The following is a 17337-nucleotide window of genomic DNA, read 5'->3' on the forward strand; positions in this document are numbered from 1 at the left end:
ACTGGCCGGCAGATACTAGGAAGTCCTACCATCGGTGCACCGATGGAGACCCAGCCGAGGGGGTAGCGATGCCCGTGCCTGGTTCCGACGAGCAGCGGGAGGTCGGCCCGCACGGCGGGCCCACCGGGCCCGAGGAGATCGAGGCCGGTCGGGAGCGCTGGCGCCGGCGGTACGCCGAGGCGCAGAGCAAGGGGCAGGTCAGGGACGCGGACTTCACGACCCTGTCCGGGGTCGAGGTGGACCCGGTCTACGGCCCCCGTCCCGGCGAGGTCGTCGACGACTTCGAGCGGATCGGCTGGCCGGGCGAGTACCCGTTCACCCGCGGCCTGCACGCGACCGGCTACCGCGGCAAGACGTGGACGATCCGCCAGTTCGCCGGCTTCGGCAACGCCGAGCAGACGAACGAGCGCTACAAGATGATCCTGGCCAGGGGCGGCGGCGGCCTGTCGGTCGCCTTCGACATGCCGACCCTGATGGGGCGCGACTCCGACGACAGCCGTTCGATCGGCGAGGTGGGCCACTGCGGCGTGGCCATCGACTCCGCCGCCGACATGGACGTGCTGTTCCGCGACATCCCGCTGGAGCAGGTCACCACCTCGATGACCATCTCCGGCCCGGCGGTGCCGGTGTTCTGCATGTACCTGGTCGCCGCCGAGCGCCAGGGCGCCGACGTCGGCCGGCTCAACGGCACGCTGCAGACCGACATCTTCAAGGAGTACATCGCGCAGAAGGAGTGGCTCTTCGCGCCGGAGCCGCACCTGCGGCTCATCGGCGACCTGATGGAGCACTGCGCGCACCACATCCCGGCCTACAAGCCGCTGAGCGTGTCCGGCTACCACATCCGAGAGGCCGGCGCGACGGCCGCGCAGGAGCTGGCCTTCACCCTCGCCGACGGCTTCGGCTACGTCGAGCTGGGCCTGTCGCGCGGCCTGGACGTCGACCGGTTCGCCCCCGGCCTGAGCTTCTTCTTCGACGCGCACGTCGACTTCTTCGAGGAGATCGCCAAGTTCCGTGCGGCCCGGCGCATCTGGGCCCGCTGGATGCGCGACGTCTACGGCGCGAAGACCGCCAAGGCGCAGTGGCTGCGCTTCCACACCCAGACCGCGGGCGTGTCGCTCACGGCGCAGCAGCCGGACAACAACATCGTCCGCACCGCGGTGGAGGCGTTGGCGGCCGTGCTCGGCGGCACGAACTCGTTGCACACCAACGCCCTGGACGAGGTGCTGGCGCTGCCCAGCGAGAAGGCCGCCCAGATCGCCCTGCGCACCCAGCAGGTGATCATGGAGGAGACCGGGGTGGCCAACGTGGCCGACCCGCTCGGCGGCTCCTGGTACGTCGAGGCGCTGACCGACCGGATCGAGGCCGAGGCCGAGCGGATCTTCGACCGGATCCGGGACATGGCCAGGATCGCGGTGCCCGGCGGCGAGCACCCGATCGGCGAGATGACCTCGGGCATCCTGCGCGGCATCGAGGACGGCTGGTTCACCGGCGAGATTGCCGACGCCGCGTTCGCCTACCAGCAGGCGCTGGAGAAGGGCGACAAGAAGATGGTCGGCGTCAACTGCCACGTCGACTCGCTGTCGGAGGACCTGGAGATCCTGCGGGTCAGCCACGAGGTCGAAATCGAGCAGCGGCGCCTGCTGGAGCGGCGCCGGGCCACCCGCGACCAGGCGGAGGTCGACCGCCGGCTGTCCGACATGGTCGAGGTGGCCAGGGGCGAGGGCAACCTCATCGAGCCGATGCTCGCGGCCGTCCGCGCCGAGGCGACGCTGGGCGAGATCTGCGACGCCCTCCGCGCCGAGTGGGGCGTCTACACCGAGCCGGCCCGCTTCTGACTCCGATCGGCCCGATCTGACCCGTCACGCGCCGTGGGGCGACCGGCAGGCCCAGCCTGCCGGTCGCCCCACGGTCTTTCTCCGGACCATTCCCGGGGCGTGCGGCGACCTCCGCACCCGCTCCTCGGACCAGCTGTGACGCAGGTGGCGCGAACAGGAGTGGGGACTGGCGGCCGGTGTTCGCGCGGTCGTGCCAAGATGGAGGACGTGACGAGGCCGGATCCACGTCAGCAGTCCGCAGCAGCGCTGTCCGCCGCCTTCTCCGGCGCGGTCGACCTCTCGGCGGTGAAGGCGAGGGCCGAAGCCGCCAGGCAGCCGGCCGCCCAGCCGACGCCGGGCGGCGGGGCCAGCGCGCCAGCCACGGGCTCCTGGGTGATCGACGTGACCGAGGCGACCTTCCAGCAGGAGGTCGTCGAGCGCTCCATGCAGGTCCCGGTGGTCGTCGACCTCTGGGCCACCTGGTGCGGGCCGTGCAAGCAGCTCTCCCCGGTGCTGGAGCGGCTGGCGGAGCAGAGCAGGGGTGCCTGGGTGCTCGCGAAGATCGACGTCGACGCGAACCCGCGCATCGCCCAGCTCTTCCAGGTGCGCTCGGTGCCCACCGTGATGGCCATCGCCGGCGGCCAGCCGATCGACGGCTTCGCGGGCGCGCTGCCCGAGCCCCAGGTCCGCGAGTGGATCACGGCGTTGCTGGACGCCCTGCGCGACCAGATGCCGGGCATCCGCGCCGCCGAGCAGGCCGTCCCCGGCGAGGCCGAGCCGGCCGAGGAGCCGGAGGACCCGAGGTTCGTGGCGGCCGAGGAGGCGCTGGAGCGCGGGGACCTGGCCGCCGCCGAGGCCGCCTACCAGAAGATCCTGGACGCCGAGCCGGGCAACGAGGAGGCGCGGGCCGCGCTCGCGCAGGTCCGGTTCGAGGCCAGGGCCGCGGCGGCCGACCCGACCGCCGTGGAGCGGGCCGACGCCAACCCGGACGACGTCGACGCCCAGCTCGCCGCCGCGGACGCCGAGATCGCGGCCCAGCGGGTGGAGCAGGCGTTCCTCCGCCTGGTCGGCACGGTCAGGCGCACGTCCGGCGACGAGCGGAACCGGGTGCGGCAGCACCTGGTCAACCTGTTCGAGCTGTTCCCGGCCGACGACCAGCGGGTGATCGCCGCCCGCCGCAACCTGGCGAGCGCCCTGTTCTGATCTGCCCGCGCCCGGCGGTGTCCGGGCGCGGAACGGGCCACCGGTAGACGAAGGGTCCTCTTCGGACAGATCACTGTCCGAAGAGGACCCTTCGTTCGTTCGCGGGGGGAAGTGGTGATGGACTGGGCGGGATGCCGCTCGGCTGACGGATCGGTCGAGCCTTCCCGTCAGCCGAGCTTCCCCAGTCAGGCGAACCGAACCCCGCCTGTCAGTTGAACTTCTCCGTGCACGGGCTGACGCCGTCCATGAAGCCCACGCGCAGCGCCTCGACCCTGGCGAAGCCGGAGGGCACGGACCTGCCGTCCACGTCGGCCGCGATCAGGCTCCGCTCCGACAGCAGCTCGGCGACGGCCTCGTCCAGGTCTCCGGGGGAGATCTTGGCTCCGGGCAACGGGTTCCGCTTGTTCACCGGGTGCTCCAGGAGCTGTCCGGCCCAGGAGCCGACCAGGCAGGCGGTGCGCAGACCGGCGACGTCGCCCTTCAGCTCGGAGCCCACCGCCTTCTGCACCGACAACACGTACCGCGACGCCACCTCGCCGTAGGCGGCGAAGTCACCGATGCCGGTGCTCTGCCGGTCGCCCTTCTTCGGCGGGGTGCCGATCCTGGCCAGCTCCGCCATGTCCAGCGAGACCGTGTTGCTGCTCGGGCAGTAGCCGGCCGGCTTGGTGGGCTTGGCGTCCGAGCACGAACCCGAGGCGTCGCGGAAGGTCGGCGCGGCCGCGCCGGTGTCCTTGAAGGCGTCGCCGAGGCTCTTCTTGATGGCCTCGAGGTTCTTGTCGTTGATCTCGATGTTGCCGCCGGTCTTCTGGTCGTCCTGCTTGATGAACGGCAGCTCCGTGATCCGGTTCTCGATCTCCTTCACGCCGATCCGCGAGCAGCGCGTGGGGCCCTCGGCGAACCCGTACTGGAAGCCGGTGATCCGGTCGAAGGCGCTGCCGTGCGCGCCCTGCTTGGCGAACGAGCTGCCCACCTGGTCGCGGATGAAGAACAGCGAGGCGAGGATCTGGTTGAGGCCCTTGCCGGTGGAGATCTCGAAGTGCTTCGACTTGCCCTCCGCGACGTGCCGGAAGAACGCGCCCGCGTAGCAGTCGGCCTGCTGTTCGGCCACGATCGTCGGAGTGGAGGCGGTGATCTTCGCGTCGTCCGGGATGCCCGCGGCCGCCCCGGCGGTCGCCAGTCGGCTCTGCACCGCGTGGCCGACCTCGTGCGCCAGCACGGTGACCACCGCCATCGGGCCGAACCGCTTGTTCAGCATCGGCAGCAGCTCGCCGCGGTCCCAGGCGACCGCGTCGTCGAGCGGGCAGTAGAAGGCGTTGACCTGGCCCTCGGTGCTGCTCCGGCAGATCTGCACGCCCCTGCCGTTGGAGTCGTAGGACAGCAGCCTGCTGATCGGCTTGAACTCGGTCCTGAAGTCGGAGCGGAAGCGCTCCTTCCAGTACTCCTGGACGTCGCTCACCGCGTTGACGGCGACCTTGTCCATCTCGCCGCCGTCGGCGTTCTCCACCGGCAGCGTCGAGTCCGCGACGCCCCGCTTCGGCCCGCTGGGCCCGTCGGTCACCGGCAGACCGGCCACCGTGCCGGGGTCGATCGCCCCCAGCGCGCGTGGTTTCCCTGCCACCTTCTGCCCGGCGCACCCGCTGAGCGCCAGCGCCGCCACCACGGCGAACGTCGCGACCACCGCCCGCCCCGTGCGTCGGGATCGGGTCGACACCACCGCCATCCGAACGTCCCATCCTGGTCGTGAGGGTGAAGATCCGCACGAGAGCCGTGCCCGCAAGAACTTACTTGCCGGAGTCGGCGCGGGTGTCCGACTTGCTCCAACTGGCGGCTTGGCCGGGAGGGCAAAACCGAAGACCCTTCAAACCTACTTCCCGGTAACAACCGGGCCGTGGCAACGGGCGACCCGGCCGGGACGAGCTGGAAGGAGTCGACCATGGTGACTGCACGGCAGGGTGGCCGCACCAGGTGGCTGCGGTTCGGCGCGGTGCTCGGTGGCGGTCTGGTCGCCAGTGGCGTCCTGGTCATGGGCATATCGCAGGGCGCGTTAGCCGCGTCCTTCACGGTCTCGGGCACCAGCTTCAAGGCGTCCGCGGACAAGATGGTCGGGCACGGCTACGCCCAGTACGGCAGCGTCGACAAGTCGGCGGACGGCAAGGTCCACCCGGTCGCCGTCAACGCGATCGGCAAGGCGAGCCTGGACAACTTCTGCCAGTCCGTGGTGATCCCCGGCATCCCGGTGCTCGGCGACGTCTCCATGAGGATCACCGCGGGCGGCGCCGGCGGCATGAAGGCGGACAACCTGCTGCTCAACGCCGAGAGCCTGAACGGAAGCCTGACCCTGACCAACGCCGAGGTCGGGCGGGACGCCGGAACCCTCGACAAGGGGCCGGGCAAGGGCCAGCCGGGTTCGTTCGGCATCCAGGCCGACACGGTCACGGTGAACAACCTCAAGCAGACGGCGTGGAGCACCACCGCGTCCACGCTGCAGTTCAACGGGATGAACCTGGCCCTGTACGCGGGTCGGAACGAGTGCTTCTGACCCTGGTGGACGCACCGCGCGTCGTCCGGCCGCCCCGGCCGGACGACGTGTCCGGCCGACGCGGGAGGAGACGGCGATGAGCGCCGAGGAACCGCTCGGGGCTTCGGCTGAGGGCGCCGGAGAACCCACTGCCCGTTCGCGTGGTGACGGCCTCGATGGCGGAGGGCCGCCTCCGGCGTCCGGCCTGGGTTCCGGCGGACCGCGCCGGGAGGAGGCGCCGGCGAAGTCCGGCGATCACCGCCCCGCACCCGCGCCCGCGCCCGTATCGGCACCAACACCAGCACCGGCGCCGGCGAGCCTCGCGCCACCCACCGCGGTGATCGCGACCACCGTCGAGGCCCGGGGCCGGGGCGCCGACCCCGCGCGGACCGAGGTGCTGCCGGCTCGGCGGGCGGCGCCCGTTCCCGCGGTCCGCCCGAGGCCGTCGGCGCTGGCCACCGTCGCCTCGACGCGTCGCCGCTTCCGGACCTGGCGGCGCGACCGGCCGTTCTGGGCCGGGGTGTTCCTGCTGGCCTCCGGCGTGATCATCCTCGCCCCGCCCTACGCCACCCTGCGCATCGGCGACCTGACCCTGGCGATGGGCACCATCGGCGGGGTGTCCTCGCTGGTCATCGGCGCGCTGATGATCGTGTCCGGGCTGTCGCTGTGGGTGCGCCCGCAGTTCCGGCTGGCCGCCGGCGTCGCGGCCATGCTGCTCGCGCTCGTCTCCCTGGTGACGGCGAACCTGGGCGGGTTCATCGTGGGCGCGGTGCTCGGCGTCCTCGGGTCCGCGCTGGCCGTGTCGTGGACCGACCAGAGCAGGGTGCGACGGCCCCGCCGCGCTCGTCAGCGGAACCCGGCCCCGTCGGGTCACGACGCGCCGCGCGCGGAGACCACCACGCCGCTGCCGGCGCCCACGGCGGAGCAGGTCATCACGCAGACGGTCGTGGAGGCCGCCGAGCGGTCCGCCGCGCCCCGTGAGTCCGACCCTCGTGAGCCCACACCCCGTAAGCCCGGACCTTGGCGAGCTCCGGACGACCGGCCGTCCCCCAGCCCCCGACGACCTCCGTCCACTTTGGTCGTTGCTCTGCTCGCGGTCGCGGGGGTGGCCGCGCTGGTCGCCGCCTCTCCCGACGGGGTCGCCGTCGCGGGCGGGCGCCCGCCGGCCACCGCCACCACGACACCGGCCTCCCCGGGCACCCCCACCTCGCCCGCGCCGACGCCCGGCCCCCCGACCTCAGGGTCGTCGGCGCCCGGCAGCACGGGGGCCAGCACCACGGGCAGCACCTCCGGCACCCCGCAGGGGAGCGGCTCGTCCGCCCCGGCCCCGAGCACGGCCCCGAGCGGCCCGACGGCCAGCGCGGCGCTGCCGACCAACGTCAGCCCACCCCCGACGGTGCGGGCAGGACCCGGCCGCGCGGCGGTCAGGCCCTTCACGCTCGCGGGCACCAAGTTGACCTTGTACGGCGCGAGTTTCGACGGCGTCACCGACGTTCCGACCCTCAACGGCACCAAGCGCGCGCTCGCGTTCCGCGTGGTCGGGGTGGACGTCACCGACATGGTGATGACGGCCGACGCGGGGGAGGGTCGCAAGATGACGGTGCGGGCCGCGGCCGGCAGCGTCACGACGATCCGCGGTCTCAACGTCGTCCTGCACACCGAACGCCTGGTCGGCAAGCTCGACGTGCTGGGCATCCCGATCCCGGTGGACTTCAGCCCGGACAACCCGCCCCCGCTCACGCTGCCGCTGCTGACCTTCAAGGACGTCACCGTGACCAACGCGCAGCAACTCGGCGGCACCCTGACCATCCCCGGCGCGACGATCGGCTTCGGCTGACGGCTCAGCCGAACCCGCACGCGGCCGGCCCGCCCAGCGCGCCGTTGCGGAACGACTCCACCCGGTCGAACCCGGACCGGATCGCCTCGCCATGGACGTCGCGCGCGCCGTAGTCGTACCCGAGCAGCACCTGGACCGCCTCGTCGAGATCGCCGGGGGACAGGCCGAAACCCTCCCGCCGGCCGAACACCGTGCCGGTGTACGCGCCGGCCAGGCACAACGCCGTCTTCGCCGCGGCCTCGCCCCGCACCGGCCGGCCGAGCGCCGACTGCGCGGCGAGCCCGTACCGGGTGGCCAGCAGCGTGCCGGTCGCGTAGTCGCCGATCTGCTCGTGTAGCCTCGGCACCTCGGTCACGCCGTCCAGCTCGATCCGGCCGGTGGCCGGGCAGAACGCGACCGGGCCCTGGTCCCGGCCCTCGCAGCCGGGCCGAGGCTCGTCGGTGCGCACGGTCGGCCGCTTCCACGTCCCGCCGCGCTGCGTCACCAGCGCCGAGAAGTAGTTGTCCAGGTCCGCCGCCACCGAGCCGATCATGCGCTGGAACTCCATGTTCCCGCCGTTGGCCCGGTCGTCGAAGCTGGTGAACGTGGTCTGCGTGAACTTGCGGTTGTCCACTGTCATCGCGGAGCACAGCTTCGGGCCCTGCTGGTAGCCGTCCTGGAAGGCGGAGACCCGGTCGAAGGCGTTGCCGTGCGCGCTGCGGTCGGTCTTGGCGGTGCCGACCGGGTCGCGGAAGCTGACCAGCGCGCCCAGCGCGGCGTCCAGCTGCTCTCCGCTGATCCGCAGGTGCGCGGCCCCGCCGTCGGTCACCGACCGGACGAACGCCCCGGCGTAGCAGTCGGCCATCGCCTCGGTGAGGATCGTCGGGAACCGGCTGGGCTGCTGCCGTTGCTCGGTGACGCCCACCCCGGCCCGGTGGTGCACGGCGTGCCCGATCTCGTGGGCCAGCACGATCACCACCGCGGCGTCCCCGTACTTCTCCCGCAGCACCGGCAGCAGGGCCGACCGGTCCCACGCGATCGCGTCGGCGCTGGGACAGTAGAAGGCGTTGCCCTCCACCTCGCTGGCCTTCTCGGTGCAGGGCGCCGGCCGGGCCGCCCTGCTGGAGCTGTCCACCGAGTAGAACCCGCCGCGCAGGTCCTGCCACCCCTTGCCGAAGACCGGCTCGAACGTGCGCCGCCAGTAGTCCCGCACGTCGGTGACGGCCGTGGCGGCGAGCCGGTCGACCAGCCCGCCGTCGGTGCCGTTGACGAACGACGGGTCGACCCCGCTCCTGGTCACGCTCTCGGCCGCGCTCGGCGTGCCGGGGACGCTCACCGCGCACCCGCTCACCAGGGCGGCGACGAGTGTCAGCGCGGCGACGGCCCACCGTCGGGGGAGCCGTCCGCCCCCTGGTCGCCCCCAGCGCCGTTCACCCGCCTGTCGCACGCGGTCATTGTGCAGGGCAGGGGCTGAAGTCCCTGTCGGTTCGGCCCGGCCGAGCGACCCGGCGCGGTCCGTGCTCAGTCCTCTCCGTCGGGGACGAGCCACAGCACGCCGACCGGCGGGACGTCGACGACCGCCGACGCCGGCCGGCCCTGGTGCGGCTCCGCGCCGGCGGTGACCAGCTTCCCGTTGCCCACGCCCGAGCCGCCGAAGTCCGGCTCGTCGGTGTTGAGCAGCTCCCGCCAGCGGCCGGCCCCTGGCAGCGCGAGCCGGTGGTCGTGGTGCGGTACGCCGGAGAAGTTGACCACGCAGACCAGCACCGAGCCGTCGTCGCCGCGCCGCACGAAGCTGAGGAGGTTGCGCTCGGCGTCCCCGGCGTCGATCCACTCGAACCCGTCCGGGCTGGTGTCCAGGGTGTGCAGCGCGGGGTGCTCGCGGTAGAGCGAGTTCAGCACGCCGACCAGCCGTTGGATGCCCCGGTGGTAGTTCATCCCGCCGTGCTCGTCGAGCAGGTGCCAGGCCAGCGACGTCGCCGCCGACCACTCCCACGGCTGGCCGAACTCACCACCCATGAACAGCAGCTGCTTGCCGGGGTGCGCCCACATGTACGCGAGCAGCGCCCGGACGCCGGCCGCCTTGTTCCACGCGTCCCCCGGCATCCGCTCCCACAGCGAGCCCTTGCCGTGCACCACCTCGTCGTGCGACAGCGGCAGGATGTAGTTCTCGCTCCAGGCGTAGAGCATCGAGAACGTGACCTCGTTGTGGTGGTACGACCGGTGCACGGGGTCCCGGCGCAGGTACTCCAGGGTGTCGTGCATCCAGCCCATGTTCCACTTGAAGCCGAAGCCCAGGCCGTCCTCGTCGGTGCGCCGGGTGACGCCGGACCACGCCGTGGACTCCTCGGCGACCATCATGATCCCCGGGTGCCGCCGGTAGGCGGTGGCGTTGAGCTCCCTGAGGAACGCGATGGCCGCCAGGTCCTCCCGCCCGCCGTGCGGGTTGGGCACCCACTCGCCCTCCTCGCGGGAGTAGTCGAGGTAGAGCATCGACGCCACGGCGTCCACCCGCAGGCCGTCGAGGTGGAACTCGTCCAGCCAGTACAGCGCGCTGGCGATGAGGAAGTTGCGGACCTCGGTGCGGCCGAGGTTGAACACCAGGGTGCCCCAGTCCGGGTGCTCGCCCCGGCGCGGGTCCGCGTGCTCGTACAGCGGCGTGCCGTCGAAGCGGGCCAACGCCCACTCGTCCCGGGGGAAGTGCGCGGGCACCCAGTCCAGGAGCACGCCGATGCCCCGCTGGTGCAGGTGGTCGACGAAGTAGCGGAAGTCGTCCGGTCCGCCGTAACGGGCGGTCGGCGCGTAGTAGGAGGTCACCTGGTAGCCCCACGAGCCCCCGAAGGGGTGCTCGGCCACCGGCAGCAGCTCCACGTGCGTGAAGCCCAGGCGGCTGACGTACTCGGCCAGCTCGTGCGCGATCTCGCGGTAGCCGGCGCCTTGCCGCCACGAGCCCAGGTGCACCTCGTAGATGCTCACCGGCTCGCGCCACCACCGGGCCTGCGCGCGCCGGGTCATCCAGTCGTCGTCGTTCCACAGGTAGTCGGAGGTGTGCACCACCGAGGCGGTGGCGGGCGGCAGCTCGGTGGCGAACGCCAGGGGGTCGGACCGCTCGTGCCAGTGGCCGTCCGGCCCGAGGATGCGGAACTTGTACCGGGCGCCCGCGGCCACGCCGGGCACGAACAGCTCCCACACGCCGGACGACCCGAGCGAGCGCAGCGGGAACGCCCGCCCGTCCCAGAAGTCGAAGTCGCCGCAGAGCCGCACGCCGCGCGCGTTGGGAGCCCACACCGCGAACGCCGTGCCGGACACGGTGCCGTGCTCGGTCTCGTAGGCGTGCTCGTGCGCGCCCAGCGCCTCCCACAACCGCTCGTGCCGGCCCTCGCCGATCAGGTGGAGGTCGAGGTCGCCGAGGGTGGGCAGCCACCGGTAGGGGTCGTCGACGGTCTGGACGTGCTCGCCGAAGCGGACCTCCAGCCGGTAGTCCCCCGGCGGGGCGGGCACCACGCCGGAGAACAGGCCCTCCTCGTGCGCCAGCGGGAGCCCGAACCGCCGCTCCGGCTCCCCGGGCCCGCCGGGCAGCACCACCGTCACCGCGTCGGCGTGCGGGCGGAACACCCGGACCACCACGCCGTCGGGGTGCGGGTGCGCGCCCAGCACGGAGTGCGGGTCGTGGTGGGCGCCCGACACCAGGCGCTCCACGTCCGCCGGATCGGGCGGGCAGATGTCCACAGTGGACAGCGCGTCGGTGGGGTCGGGGGCCGTCCTGGTGTCCCTGGGGGACTTCATCGATCACCTCGGCGACGTCGCACGGAGACGATGTGGGCCACGCGGTGCGGGTCCAGCCGAACGTAGTTGCGCGCGCCCCAGTCGTACCGCTCCCCGCTGACCTCGTCGTGCGCGTCGAACCGCTCGTCCCACGCCATGCCCAGCGCCGGCATGTCCAGCGACAACGTCGCCTCCCTGGGGTGGTGCGGGTCGAGCGTCACCACGCACACCACCGTGTCGCCGCTGACCGGGTCGCTCTTCGAGTAGGCGATCAACGCGTCGTTGTCGACGTGGTGGAACCGCAGCGTGCGGAGCCGCTGGAGGGCCGGGTGGTCGCGGCGGATCTCGTTGAGCCGGGTCAGCCACGGCTGCAGCGACCGCCCCTCGGCCAGCGCGCCCGCGAAGTCCCTCGGCCGGAGCTGGTACTTCTCCGAGTCCAGGTACTCCTCGCAGCCCGGCTCGCGGGGCACGTGCTCGTACAGCTCGTAGCCGGAGTACACGCCCCAGCTCGGCCCGAGGGTGGCGGCCAGGGCGGCGCGCAGGGCGAACACCGCCGGCAGCCCGGTCTGCAGCGAGGCGTGCAGGATGTCGGGGGTGTTGACGAACAGGTTCGGCCTGGCCTCGTCGGCGCGCCGGACCAGCTCCTCGCCGAACTCGGTCAGCTCGGCCTTGCTGGTGCGCCAGGTGAAGTACGTGTAGCTCTGGTGGAAGCCCAGCCGGGCCAGCCCGTAGAGCCGGGCGGGCCGGGTGAACGCCTCGGACAGGAAGACCACGTCCGGGTCGGTCCGGCGGACCTCGGCCAGCAGCCAGTCCCAGAAGTCGGGCGGCTTGGTGTGCGGGTTGTCCACCCGGAAGATCCGCACCCCGTGGTCCATCCAGTGCCGCAGGACCCGCAGGACCTCGCGGCGCAGCCGCTCCGGGTCGTTGTCGAAGTTCAGCGGGTAGATGTCCTGGTACTTCTTGGGCGGGTTCTCGGCGTACGCGATCGTGCCGTCGGGCCGGCGGCCGAACCACTCCGGGTGCTCCTGGACCCACGGGTGGTCGGGGGCGCACTGCAGCGCCAGGTCCAGCGCGACCTCGACGCCCAGCTCGTGCGCCCGCTCGACGAACCCCTTGAAGTCGGCCGACGTGCCGAGGTCGGGGTGCACCGCGTCGTGCCCGCCGTCGTGCGAGCCGACCGCCCACGGGGAGCCGACGTCGTCCGGCGCGGCGACCAGGGAGTTGTTGCGGCCCTTGCGGTTCACCCGGCCGATGGGGTGGATCGGCGGGAGGTAGACGACGTCGAAGCCCATCCCGGCGATGCGCTCGAGCTCCTCGGCGGCGGTCTGGAAGGTGCCGTGCACCGGGACGCCGTGCGCGTCCCACCCCCCGGTGGAGCGGGGGAACATCTCGTACCAGGAGCCGATGGCGGCCCGGGGGCGGTCGACCCACAGCGAGTGGGGGCGGCCCCTGGTGAGCAGTTCGCGCACCGGGTGGTCGTGCATCACCTGGCGGATCTCCGCGGTCAGCGCCGGTCCGACCCGTTCCGCCAGCGGGCGGCGCGCGTCCCGCAGCGCGGCGGCCGCCTCGGTCAACCGCGCCCGGTCCCGGCGCCGGTCGGGTCGGCGGGCCACCCGGTCCAGCAGCCGGGCCCCGCCCTCCAGGTCGTTGGCCAGCTCCGCGACGTCCTGCCCGGCCCGCAGCCGGGCCTCCACCGTGTGCAGCCAACTCGCCCAGGGGTCACTCCACGCGTCCACCCGGAAGGTCCAGGAACCCAGCCGATCGGGGACGACCTCGGCGACCCACCGGTCGGTTCCGGCGCCGTCCGGGAGCATGCGCACCTGACGGCCTACCCGGTCGCCTGGCCCGCGCCACACGACCGTGGCGGCCACCGCCTCGTGGCCCTCCCGCCACACCGTCGCCCGGATCGGAAGCTGCTCGCCGAGCACCGCCTTGGCGGGGCGCCGACCGCAGGAGATCACCGGGGAGACGTCGTCGATGCCCAACCGGCCGCTCACCGGTCCGCCTTCCGTCGCCCGCCGTGCTCGAACGGCCACAGTCTGCCGTCCCGCGCTGGCCACTGCCGGGTGACCCGGGGGCCGTCGGCGCATGTTGCGCCCGGTCGGGGACGGATATCCCCCGTCAGGTGGGATCACGCTGCGCGACCGCCCGGCCGGACGCAGCATCGGTCGCTGACGTGGCACTCCGAGGGCCTCCGCGAGATTCCCCCGGGACGTGTCGGGGCCCTCCGCACGGAAAGGGATTGAGATGAGGCGACCGCTTTCCCTCGTTCTCGGCACCGCCCTCGGCACTGCTCTCAGCACTGTTCTTCTCAGCACTGTTCCCGGCGTCGTGCGCGGCCCCCTCACGCCACTCGGCGCCTTCGCCGGTCCGGTCACCGCGAGCGCCGACGATCCCGCCGGGGACCAGGAGCGGCAGGTGGCCGAGGTGCGCACCGCGACCGCGCGCTACGCGGACGTGCAGGAGGCGCTGAACAACGGCTACGCCCCCTCGCGGGGATGTGTCGAGTCACCCGAGGGCGGGATGGGTGTGCACTACGTCAACCCCGACCTGGTCGGTCGGCTCGACCTCCACGCGCCCGACGTCGTGCTGTACGAACCGCTCCCCGACGGGAGCCGGCGACTGGTCGCGGTGGAGTGGCTGAAGTGGGACGAGGACCAGGACGCGAGCACCGACGACGACCGGCCGTCCTTGCTCGGCGTGCCCTTCGACGGCCCGTTCCCGGCGGACGACGCGATGCCGGCGCGCTACGAGCTGCACGCGTGGGTGTGGGACGCCAACCCGAACGGGATGTTCGCACGGTGGAACCCGAACATCACCTGTGCGAACTACACCGGCGACGACTGACGGTCATTCGCTCCAAAGTGGAGTAGTCGCGCGGGCCCGGCCGGTCGATCATCGGGGGCCGACGCACCTCCGACCGGTCAGGGGACACCGTGTTCCGAACGTTCGTCGCGGCGCTCGGCGCCGCCCTGTCGCTGTCCCTCGCGCCCGCGTCCGCCGTCGCGGACCCGCCGCGAGCCCCCGCCCACCAGGCCGACGCGCCCGTCGCGTCTGACGTGTCAGGCGGGTCGGGGATCGGGTCGGCGGTCGGTCCCCGGCGGGACGACGTCCGCCGCCAGCTCGCGGCGGCCCGCGCGGCGACCGGGCGGTTCCGCGACCTGCGGGTCGCGCTCGACGAGGGCTACGCGCCGATGGGCCAGAGCTGCCTGCACTCGCCCGAGGGCGGCATGGGGCGGCACTACATCAAACCCGAGTTCGTCGGGCTCCTCGACCCGCTGCGGCCCACGATCCTGGTCTACGACGTCGACCCGGACTCGAAGACCACCAGGGACCTGGTCGCGCTGGAGTGGGTGAAGTGGGACGAGGACCAGGACGTGAGCACCGACGACGACCGGCCGTCGCTGTTCGGCGTGCCCTTCGACGGCCCCTTCGAGCGCGTCGAGGACATGCCGGCGCGCTACGACCTCCACGCGTGGGTGTGGAAGCACAACCCCAGCGGCACGTTCGCCAGGTGGAACCCGACGGTGACGTGTTGATGGCGGTCCCTGCCCCGTTCGTCCGGCGGCCGGTCGCCCGGCCAGGGTCGTAGGCTGCCCTGCCGTGAGAGCAGTACGCCGCTTCACCGTGCGCGCCCATCTGCCGGACCAGTTGTCCGCGCTCGGCACCCTGGCCACCAACCTGCGGTGGACCTGGCACCCGCCGACGCAGGACCTGTTCGCGGCCGTCGACCCCGAGGTGTGGGAGCGGGTCGGGGCCGACCCGCTGCGGCTGCTCGCCGAGGTGCCCGCCGAGCGGATGACCGCGCTCGCCAGGGACCCCGACTTCCTGACCAGGACCAGGGCGCTGGCCGACGACCTGCGGCGCTACGTCACCGGTCCGCGCTGGTACCAGCGGCGGCAGGAGGAGGGGGTCCGGCTGCCCGCCTCGGTCGCCTACTTCTCCATGGAGTTCGGCGTCACCGAGGCGTTGCCGAACTACTCCGGCGGCCTGGGCGTGCTCGCCGGCGACCACCTGAAGGCCGCGTCCGACCTGGGCGTCCCGCTGGTCGGCGTCGGGCTGCTCTACCGCTCCGGCTACTTCCGGCAGTCGCTGTCGCTGGACGGCTGGCAGGTGGAGCACTACCCGGTGCTCGACCCGCGCGGCCTGCCGCTGGAGCCGCTGGTCGAGCCGTCGGGGACGCCGATCCAGGTGCACGTGGCCATGCCCGGCGGGCGGGTGCTGCGGGCCAGGGTGTGGAAGGCCCAGGTCGGCAGGGTGCCGCTGCTGCTGCTCGACTCCGACCTGCCGGAGAACGACCCCGACCTGCGCGGCGTCACCGACCGGCTCTACGGCGGCGACCAGGACCACCGCATCCGGCAGGAGATCCTCGCCGGCGTCGGCGGCGTGCGCGCGGTGCGCACGTTCTGCGAGCTGGTCGGCCGCCCGCAGCCCGAGGTCTTCCACACCAACGAGGGCCACGCCGGGTTCCTCGGCCTGGAGCGCATCCGGGAGCTGGTCACCACCGAGGGGCTGGACTTCGACCAGGCCCAGGTGGCGGTGCGCGCCGGCACCGTGTTCACCACGCACACGCCGGTGCCGGCGGGCATCGACCGCTTCCCCGTGGACCTCGTGCGGCACTACTTCGGCAACGGCGACCGGGACGGCCTGCTGCCCGGCGTGCCCGCCGACCGCGTGCTCGCGCTGGGCGCCGAGGACAACCCCGGCGTGTTCAACATGGCGCACATGGGCCTGCGGCTGGCGCAGCGCGCGAACGGCGTGTCGGCCCTGCACGGGCGGGTGAGCCGGGGGATGTTCCGCAAGCTGTGGCCGGGGTTCGACGTCGACGAGGTGCCGATCGGCTCGGTCACCAACGGAGTGCACGGCCCCACCTGGGCCGCGCGCGAGATCAGCAAGCTGCTCGGCGAGCCCGAGATGAGCGCGGTGGACACCGGGCTCGGCCTGGGCGGCTTCGAGCCCGTCACGGACTCGCTGCTGTGGGAGCTGCGGTGCGCGTTGCGCGCGCGGCTGGTGGACGAGGTCCGCCGCCGGGTCCGCCAGGCGTGGCTGCAACGCGGTGCGTCCGCGCTGGAGCTGGGCTGGACCGACTCGGTGTTCGACCCCGACGTGCTCACCGTCGGGTTCGCCCGCCGGGTGCCGACCTACAAGCGGCTCACGCTGATGCTGCGCGACCACGTCCGGCTCCGGGAGCTGCTGCTGCACCCGGACCGCCCGGTCCAGCTCGTGGTGGCCGGCAAGTCCCACCCGGCCGACGACGGCGGCAAGGCGTTGATCCAGCAGATCGTCCGGTTCGCCGACGACCCGTCGGTGCGGCACCGCATCGTGTTCCTGCCGGACTACGACATGCAGCTCGCGCGCTACCTGTACTGGGGCTGCGACATCTGGCTCAACAACCCGTTGCGGCCGCTGGAGGCGTGTGGCACGTCCGGGATGAAGTCGGCCCTCAACGGCGGGCTCAACCTGTCCATCCGGGACGGTTGGTGGGACGAGTTCTACGACGGCAGCAACGGGTGGGCCATTCCCACGGCCGACGGCGTCACTGACCCGAACCGGCGGGACGACCTGGAGGCGGCGGCGTTGTACGAGCTGCTGGGCTCCCAGGTCGCCCCGCTGTTCTACGACCGGGGCGAGGACGGCGTGCCCACGCGCTGGATGGCGATGGTGCGGCACACGCTGGCCTCGCTCGGGCCGAAGGTGCAGGCGTCGCGCATGGTGCGGGAGTACGTCGAGTCCTACTACCTGCCGGCGGCGGCGTCCGCCGCCGGTGTGCGGGACGACGGTTTCCGCGGGGCCAAGGAGTTGGCCGAGTACCGCGCCCGGGTGCAGGCGTCCTGGAACCGGGTGCGGGTCGTGGACTGCGACATGTCGGTGAACGGCGCGGCGGCGCCGGTGGTCGGCGCTCCGGTCACGGTGCGGGCGCGGGTCGAGCTGGCCGGACTCGGACCGTCCGAAGTGGACGTCCAGGCGGTGGTGGGCAGGGTGGACGACGCGGACGACCTGCGGGACGTGGTGACGGTGTCGATGACCCACTCCGGGGGCGGCGAGTACGTGGCGGAGGTGGCGCTTCCGCACACCGGCCCCGCCGGGTTCACCGTGCGCGTCCTGCCCCACCACGAGTTGCTCGCCACCCCGGCGGAACTCGGCCGCGTGGTCCTGGCCCGCTGACCGAGCGCCCGGCGAGCACCAGGTGAGCGCTGGCGAGCGGGTGACCGTGGTGGGTCCAC

General features: G+C 72.8%; 11 protein-coding genes. 7 read left to right on the top strand and 4 right to left on the bottom strand.

Annotated elements, in window-relative coordinates; all coding sequences use genetic code 11:
* Positions 1-68 precede the first annotated feature (68 nt).
* Positions 69-1835, top strand: a complete 1767-nt coding sequence (locus BUE43_RS19450; protein WP_083959845.1) for a coenzyme B12-dependent isobutyryl-CoA mutase large subunit — start codon at positions 69-71, stop codon at positions 1833-1835.
* 198 nt (positions 1836-2033) lie between these two features.
* On the top strand, positions 2034-3017 hold the full coding sequence (locus BUE43_RS19455) for a tetratricopeptide repeat protein (RefSeq protein ID WP_083959846.1): 984 nt from the start codon (positions 2034-2036) through the stop codon (positions 3015-3017).
* Between the two features lie 208 nt (positions 3018-3225).
* Here the strand turns inward: BUE43_RS19455 and BUE43_RS19460 are convergent, their stop codons facing one another.
* Complete coding sequence (locus BUE43_RS19460; protein ID WP_073485276.1) at positions 3226-4737, bottom strand: neutral zinc metallopeptidase; 1512 nt, start codon at positions 4735-4737, stop codon at positions 3226-3228.
* A 213-nt stretch (positions 4738-4950) separates the two neighbouring features.
* Between BUE43_RS19460 and BUE43_RS19465 the strand changes: the two genes are divergently transcribed.
* Positions 4951-5556, top strand: a complete 606-nt coding sequence (locus BUE43_RS19465; protein ID WP_073485278.1) for a DUF6230 family protein — start codon at positions 4951-4953, stop codon at positions 5554-5556.
* A gap of 316 nt (positions 5557-5872) precedes the next feature.
* Positions 5873-7372, top strand: coding sequence for a DUF6114 domain-containing protein (locus BUE43_RS19470; RefSeq protein ID WP_073485280.1), 1500 nt, complete (start codon positions 5873-5875; stop codon positions 7370-7372).
* A gap of 4 nt (positions 7373-7376) precedes the next feature.
* Here the strand turns inward: BUE43_RS19470 and BUE43_RS19475 are convergent, their stop codons facing one another.
* The 3 genes from BUE43_RS19475 to BUE43_RS19485 form a co-directional block, all read right to left on the bottom strand.
* Entirely contained in the window at positions 7377-8798 is a 1422-nt protein-coding gene (locus tag BUE43_RS19475; protein WP_083959847.1) for a neutral zinc metallopeptidase, read from the bottom strand.
* A gap of 74 nt (positions 8799-8872) precedes the next feature.
* Positions 8873-11134: a 1,4-alpha-glucan branching protein GlgB gene (gene glgB, locus BUE43_RS19480; protein WP_073485282.1), complete on the bottom strand. Its 2262-nt coding sequence runs from the start codon at positions 11132-11134 to the stop codon at positions 8873-8875.
* Positions 11131-13110, bottom strand: a complete 1980-nt coding sequence (locus BUE43_RS19485; protein ID WP_073485284.1) for a maltotransferase domain-containing protein — start codon at positions 13108-13110, stop codon at positions 11131-11133. The genes glgB and BUE43_RS19485 overlap by 4 nt, the downstream gene beginning before the upstream one ends.
* Before the next feature lie 250 nt (positions 13111-13360).
* Between BUE43_RS19485 and BUE43_RS19490 the strand changes: the two genes are divergently transcribed.
* The 3 genes from BUE43_RS19490 (at position 13361) to glgP (ending at position 17278) form a co-directional block, all read left to right on the top strand.
* Entirely contained in the window at positions 13361-13960 is a 600-nt protein-coding gene (locus BUE43_RS19490) for a hypothetical protein (protein ID WP_143174262.1), read from the top strand.
* A gap of 89 nt (positions 13961-14049) precedes the next feature.
* The gene (locus BUE43_RS19495; protein ID WP_073485288.1) at positions 14050-14652 is read left to right on the top strand and encodes a hypothetical protein; all 603 of its coding nucleotides are present in this window, start codon (positions 14050-14052) and stop codon (positions 14650-14652) included.
* Between the two features lie 64 nt (positions 14653-14716).
* On the top strand, positions 14717-17278 hold the full coding sequence (gene glgP / locus BUE43_RS19500) for an alpha-glucan family phosphorylase (RefSeq protein WP_073485290.1): 2562 nt from the start codon (positions 14717-14719) through the stop codon (positions 17276-17278).
* The last annotated feature ends 59 nt before the right edge of the window (positions 17279-17337 follow it).

This window comes from Streptoalloteichus hindustanus (assembly GCF_900129375.1).
Classification (GTDB): Bacteria; Actinomycetota; Actinomycetes; order Mycobacteriales; family Pseudonocardiaceae; genus Streptoalloteichus; species Streptoalloteichus hindustanus.

What these genes read in the sequence shown, in the direction of transcription:
- BUE43_RS19450 (WP_083959845.1), top strand. Translation starts at nt 69, where the DNA reads ATGCCCGTGCCTGGTTCCGACGAGCAGCGGGAGGTCGGCCCGCACGGC.
- BUE43_RS19490 (WP_143174262.1), top strand. Translation starts at nt 13,361, where the DNA reads ATGAGGCGACCGCTTTCCCTCGTTCTCGGCACCGCCCTCGGCACTGCT.
- glgB (WP_073485282.1), bottom strand. Translation starts at nt 11,134, where the DNA reads ATGAAGTCCCCCAGGGACACCAGGACGGCCCCCGACCCCACCGACGCG.
- BUE43_RS19465 (WP_073485278.1), top strand. Translation starts at nt 4,951, where the DNA reads ATGGTGACTGCACGGCAGGGTGGCCGCACCAGGTGGCTGCGGTTCGGC.
- BUE43_RS19455 (WP_083959846.1), top strand. Translation starts at nt 2,034, where the DNA reads ATGGAGGACGTGACGAGGCCGGATCCACGTCAGCAGTCCGCAGCAGCG.
- BUE43_RS19460 (WP_073485276.1), bottom strand. Translation starts at nt 4,737, where the DNA reads ATGGCGGTGGTGTCGACCCGATCCCGACGCACGGGGCGGGCGGTGGTC.